Source organism: Kitasatospora sp. NPDC059088, assembly GCF_042738155.1.
Taxonomy (GTDB): domain Bacteria; phylum Actinomycetota; class Actinomycetes; order Streptomycetales; family Streptomycetaceae; genus Kitasatospora.
The window spans coordinates 48270-54082 of record NZ_JBHYGR010000057.1 but is presented as its reverse complement, the minus strand read 5'-3'; the positions used below and the strand labels follow the sequence as shown (position 1 = coordinate 54082).

General features: G+C 72.6%; 5 protein-coding genes. 1 reads left to right on the top strand and 4 read right to left on the bottom strand.

Annotated features, from left to right (window positions below):
* The 4 genes from ACFWXO_RS24745 to ACFWXO_RS24730 form a co-directional block, all read right to left on the bottom strand.
* Positions 1 to 1065 (bottom strand): serine/threonine-protein kinase (locus tag ACFWXO_RS24745; protein ID WP_380526002.1); only part of this gene is annotated, 1065 nt, incomplete at its 3' end.
* Between the two features lie 307 nt (positions 1066 to 1372).
* Positions 1373 to 2191, bottom strand: a complete 819-nt coding sequence (locus ACFWXO_RS24740; protein ID WP_375896396.1) for a glycoside hydrolase family protein — start codon at positions 2189 to 2191, stop codon at positions 1373 to 1375.
* A 74-nt stretch (positions 2192 to 2265) separates the two neighbouring features.
* Positions 2266 to 3045 carry a thaumatin family protein gene (locus tag ACFWXO_RS24735; protein WP_380526000.1) on the bottom strand — a complete coding sequence of 260 codons (780 nt, stop codon included), beginning with the start codon at positions 3043 to 3045 and terminating at the stop codon, positions 2266 to 2268.
* Positions 3046 to 3066: 21 nt separating this feature from the next.
* On the bottom strand, positions 3067 to 4047 hold the full coding sequence (locus ACFWXO_RS24730; protein WP_380525998.1) for a hypothetical protein: 981 nt from the start codon (positions 4045 to 4047) through the stop codon (positions 3067 to 3069).
* Between the two features lie 352 nt (positions 4048 to 4399).
* On the opposite strand from ACFWXO_RS24730, the gene ACFWXO_RS24725 reads away from it, so the two are divergent.
* Positions 4400 to 5692: an FG-GAP-like repeat-containing protein gene (locus tag ACFWXO_RS24725; protein ID WP_380525996.1), complete on the top strand. Its 1293-nt coding sequence runs from the start codon at positions 4400 to 4402 to the stop codon at positions 5690 to 5692.
* Positions 5693 to 5813 lie beyond the last annotated feature (121 nt).

Sequence of the window (5813 nt, the reverse complement as noted above, 5' to 3'; positions counted from 1 at the left end):
GACCGTCGCCGCCCCGGCCGCCGCCCGGGCCCGGCGGGTGAGCAGCAGCGGCACGCCCACGGCCGCCGCCGCGCCCGCGCCGAGCCCGGCACCGAGGCCCAACAGCCCGCGCCGGCTCAGCGACCGCCACGCCCGCACCGCCCGCGCGGGCGGATCCGCGGGCGGCGCCGCCAGGTCGATCCCGGCCTGCCGCTCCCGGGCCTCGAAGTCGGCCAGCAGCCCCGGACTCAGCAGCGCCGCCGGATCGGCCGGGGCCAGCGCGGCCAGCACGGCCGCCGCCGTGGGCCGCCGACCCGGGTCCTTGTCCAGGCACGCGGCCACCAGCGGGCCCAGCGCGGCGGGCACCCCGGACAGGTCCGGCCACTCGTACACCACCCGCCGGTTGATCTGCGCGGGCTCACCGGCGCCGAAGGGGGTGCGGCCGGTGAGCGCGTACACCAGCAGGCAGCCGAGCGAGAACACGTCCGAGGAGGCGAAGGTGACGGACGCGGAGACGACGCGCTCGGGGGCGATGTAGCCGGGGGTGCCGCACACCATGCCGGTCCGGGTCAGGTGGACCGCGTCGAAGGCCCGGCTGATCCCGAAGTCGATGACGCGCGGACCGTCCCGCGCGATCAGCACATTGCCCGGCTTGAGGTCACGGTGCACCACCCCCGCCGCGTGGATCGCGGCCAGCGCCTCCGCCAGCGCCGCCCCCAGCGCCCGCGCACCCGCCTCGCCCAGCGGACCGAACCGCCGCACCACCTCGCCCAGCGACGGCGCCGGCAGGTACGCCGTGGCCATCCACGGCCGCGGACCGCGCGGCTGGGCGTCCACCACGGGCGGCGTGTGGAACCCCGTCACCCGCCGGGCGGCCTCCACCTCCTGCTGGAACCGGCGCTGGAACTGCGGGTCCTCGGCGTACTCGGGCCGGATGACCTTCACCGCGAGCAGCCTCAGCCCGGGCGAGCGGGCGAGGTACACCACCCCCATCCCGCCCTCGCCCAACGGCCGCAGCAACTGATGGGGGCCCACGAACACGGCCGCCCGCGCCCCGGTGCCCTCGCTGTCACCCTTGGCAGCCACCAAGCCTCCCCCGTGCCCTCGCCGCCGTCACCAGACAGAGTGGCACGGACAGGTCATCCGGTGGACCCCTTCCGTCCATCGAAGGCCCCCCGTCCGGCGGGCGGGAGGGAATCGGCATGCGCGGGATCACCATCGGACTGACCGTCAGATTTCCTCCCCCTCAAGCAACTTCGCGATCGACGCCGCTCGGCCGGAGCCGCCCCGGTGACCACGTTCGACCCACTCCGCGGCCTGCGTCGGCAGGCCCTCGCCCGCGTGAGCCACCCGGCACCGCCCGGCACCCGCTGACGGGCGCCGGGCGGTGCGCTCAGCCGGCCGCGCGGTAGGCCTCGCCCATCCGGTTGGGCGTCGCCCGGTGGTAGAGACCGGTGCCGCCGCGGTCCGCGGAGAGGGTGAACCACGCGTAGCGTTCGACGAAGGGGAGCCCCTGGAGCATGGCGGTCGACTTCGTCACGAACGCGGCCTGCTGCTCCGGCGTCGGGTATCGCGGGGTGCCGCCGGAGAAGTCGATCAGGGCGTACTCGGTGAGCCAGATCGGCTTCTTGTAGCGGTCGTGGACGGCCTGGAGGTAGCTGCGTAGCTGACCGGTCGCGGCATCGGCGCGGAAGTCCGAGCCGTACCAGTGCAGGGGGATGAAGTCGACCTTGTGGTGGCGGGCGGCGGCGCCCTTCATGAACTGGTCGAGCCAGCCGCCCGCGACGTCGCCGCCGCCCGCCACCGCGGGTGCCCCCAGGCGCATCCCGGTCGACTGGAGCCGGGGCCACAGGTCGAGGGCCTGGGAGACGCTCATGGAGGCCTGGCCCCGCAGGTCGGGCTCGTTGAACCCGAGCAGGGTCGTGCCCTCCTTCCGGGCCGTCGCGAGCTGCGCGTCGGTCACCGAGCCCGCGCCCCAGATCATGGGGACGAACTCGACGCCGGCCGGCGGCCTGATCTGCTGCCGGTCCGAGGCCCAGGTGTAGAACCAGCCCACCCTGGCGTCGGCCATGGCCTTGGTGACGTCGGTGAAGTTCCAGGCGCTCACGCCCTTCTTCTTCGCCGGGGCGGCGGACGCGTCGCCCGTGGTGCCGACCGTGAGACAGGTCAGCACGGCGAGCAGGGCGGCGAACAGACGTGTTCGACGTGGCAAGGCGTTCCTCTCCTTCGATCAGGCGGTCGTGCCGGGGCTCTCATCCGGCCGGGGCGCTCACGCGGCCGGGGCGCTCACGCGGAGGGCCCGAAGGTGACGGTGAAGCCGCTGCAACGGCTGCACTGCTGCATCACCTTGTTGCCCGGGACCTGGTCCTGCTTGGACCACGTGTAGGCCTTGGGGCACTTCGCGCTGAGCGCGCGGCTGTAGTCGCTCTGGGTGTCGCGGCTGGGGTTGGTGCACAGCAGCGGCTTGCCGTCCGGCCCGCGCGTCAGGTCGGCGGGCGGGCAGGAGGGCAGCAGGTCCTTCGCGCAGCCCCTGGTGTCGCAGCCCCCGCCCGCCGGGATCGAGGCGTTCACCGGGGTGATCGTGACCGGCAGCGAGAACGCGTTCACGTAGCTCACGTCGTACCAGGGGGCGGCGCCGTCCTTGGCGTCGAAGTTGAACTCGGCGAGGCTGGCGGGCTGTTCGCCCGTCGTGCAGTGGTCGGCGAACGGGCCGCAGTCGCCCACCCGGCAGTGGAAGCCGTTGCCGGAGGCCCCGCCGCAGTCCTGGCGGGCGAAGAACTTCCCCCGCCAGTGGAACGGGGCGGTGGTCTCGGGGATCGTCACCGTCGCCGACTGCCCGGGAGCCAGGACCGGCAGCCGGGTGAACTGCTTCGACCCGTCGGCGTTGACGCCGCTTCCGATCCACAGCCGCTGCGACGAGTGGTTCACGAACGTCACCGTGTGGTTGACCGCCGCGACCGAGGCGGGCCCGGTGCGGGCCGGCGCCGCCGCGCCCGCACCGGGCAGCACCATGGTCAGGGTGGCGGCCGCCGCCGCGACGAACAGCCTGGTCAGGAACCTTCGCATGACGTCTCCGTTCCGTTCCGCTCAGCAGGTCTTGTCCGGGTGGTCATGGGTGATGGCGCAGATCATCGCCTGCGCCCGGCCGTTGGTCGGGTACCTGCGCCGGAGCTCGTCCTTGAAGTCGTTCCACTGGCGGGTGATGTCCTTGACGGCGAGGTCGTAGGCGCGGTCGAAGTTGTGGCCGACGGCCGAGCGCGGGGTGTCCTTGGTGTCCTTGTTCAGCACTCCGTCGTGGGTGACGCGGTTCGCGCAGTCGGACACCGTTCCGCTGTGGTCGCGGTCCGGGTAGCAGCCGGTCGCCAGGTCGTGCGGGATGTGGGCGGTGGCGTCCTTGGCCCAGTCGGGCCTGCTCATGGAGCTGTAGTGGGCGATGGAGAAGAACGCGGGCAGGTCGGTCCTGCCCAGGCCCGGGGGGTTCTTGACGCCGACGGCTCCCGGGCCGGCCTGGTCGACCCAGTTGCTGTGGGCGTAGAAGTCCTCGATCTGGTGCCAGCCGCGGCCCAGGTCCTCCAGCACCTCGCACTTCGCCCGTCCCGGCCGGTCGTTCCAGTCGCAGGCCGGGGAGATGGCGGTCTGGGCGGCGACGACGTGCCCGTTCGCGTCGACCAGCCGGTCCGCGGCGGCGACGGCCCGCTTGAAGTTGTGGACGGAACCGTCGACGCAGTCGATGATCTCGGCGTCGGCCTGCCCGCGGGTGCGGGGGTAGCGGCTGTCGTACCGGGGGTCGAGGTAGTCGGCGTTGTCGCAGTGCAGCTTGCCGATGCCGAAGTACTCGCCGTGGTCGTTGGCGACGATGGCGCCCGAGTTCCCGTCCGCCATCGCCGTCAGCGAGGCCGGGTGCCAGCCCGCGGCCCCCAGGGCGGCCCGGGTGATCCTCTCGTGGTTGCCCCCGCTGAAGGCCTGCGCCGGTGTCGCGGCGCCGAGGGCGACGGAACACAGCAGTGCGACGCAGGCGGCGCCGGGAACGCGCAGGCGCTGCCGGCGGGAAGCGGGGCGGGGATCCACGGGCTCTCCAGGGTGTGCGACGGACGTCTTCGACGTGCGGGCGGGCGTGCGTGCGGGCGCGGCGTCCCGTCCGTACCGCGCGAGTCCACGGCGGAATCCGGTGACGGACCGTCATGGACCGGGCAGCTCGTACGTACGCTAGCTGTCATGTCCGCCTCGCGAAAGGCCGCCCGGCCCGCCGAGAAGAGTCGGAGCTGTCGGGTGCGGAGGTGGTCCGTTCCGCAACGGTGCACGGTTGGTTGATTGTTGGGTCGCTGTTGGAGCACCCTGCCAGCCTCGTGGCGTCACCGCGTGACCGGTCCGGCGGCGAAGCCGGGCCGGTCGCGCGCACCCAACGCCAGAGGCAGGACGCGTGAAGATCAGAGTTCCCCGATTCCGCCGGATCAGAGCCGGCCTGACCGTCGTCGCCGTGCTGGTGGCAGGCCTGTCGTTCTCCGCCGGCCAGGCGTCGGCCGACGTGCATCCCTTGGCGTTCCAGATCCAGAACAAGGCGACGGGGCTGTGCCTGGTGGGAACCACCGACATCGGTGCGTGGCCCGTCGCACTCCAGCCCTGCGGCAGCAACGACAACCAGTACTTCGTCACCGGGTACCAGAACCAGATCGTCGACGGCTCCATGTACTACGGCGGTTCCTGCCTGGCGACGGACGGCTCCAACGTCCTGACCGTGGGCTGCGGCAGCCACGACTACGGGCTCGCCTGGATGGAGCTGGGGGTGGACGGCCGCTGGACGAGCGTCGCCAGCCCCAAGGGCTGCTACCTGAAGGTCGCTCAGGGCAACCCCGTCTGCAGGACCGGCTTCCAGGGCGATGACGCCCAGTGGCGCATGATCAGGACGCACTGGGACCACCACAAGGGCACCGAGGCCGGCAACGGCCGCGTGAAGTGGGCGGACTTCTGGGGCCGGGGCAAGGACGACTACATCACCATTGGCGCCACCGGCGCCGTCACGGTCTGGCAGAACAACGGCGGCGACGGCCGCGGCGACTGGGGTTCGCCCGTCCAGGTCGCCGCCGGCATCACCGCGGACCCCAACCGCGTGCGCTTCGCCGACTTCGACGGCGACGGGCTGCCCGACTACATCGCCGTCAACCCGGACGGCTCGGTGCACGTCTACCTCAACCGCGGCGGCGACACCGGCGGCGGCTGGCAGGACATGGGCACCGTCGCCACCGGCGTGACCACCGACCTCAGCCGGGTGCGCTTCGCGGACATCGACGGCGACGGCCGGGCGGACTACAACGTCATCAACCCGGACGGCTCGGTCACCACCTACCTCAACCGCGGCGGCGACACCGGCGGCGGCTGGCAGAACATCGGCATCTCCGCCACCGGCCTGACCACCGACCAGAGCAGGGTACGCTTCGCCGACCTCGACGGCGACGGCAAGGCCGACTACACCGTCATCAACGGCAACGGCTCGCTCACCGCGTACCGCAACGTCGACGGCCACGGCCGGTGGTCCGCCATGGGGCAGATCGCCACCGGCGTCACCACCAACCAGAACGCCGTCGTCCTCGCCGACTTCACCGGCGACAACCGGGCCGACTACATCACCACCAACCCGAACAACTCGGTCAACGTCTACCGCTACGACGGCGGCAGCAACTGGACCAACCTCGGGCAGGTCGCCACCGGCGCCTGACGCCCGTGACCGGCGCCGGCCACCCGTCGCCGGCGCCCGAGGGGGCGGCGCCCAGGCCACACACTCACCCCCCCCAGACCCAGCCCACGACCAAGCACGGGTGAGACAGAGACCTCACCAG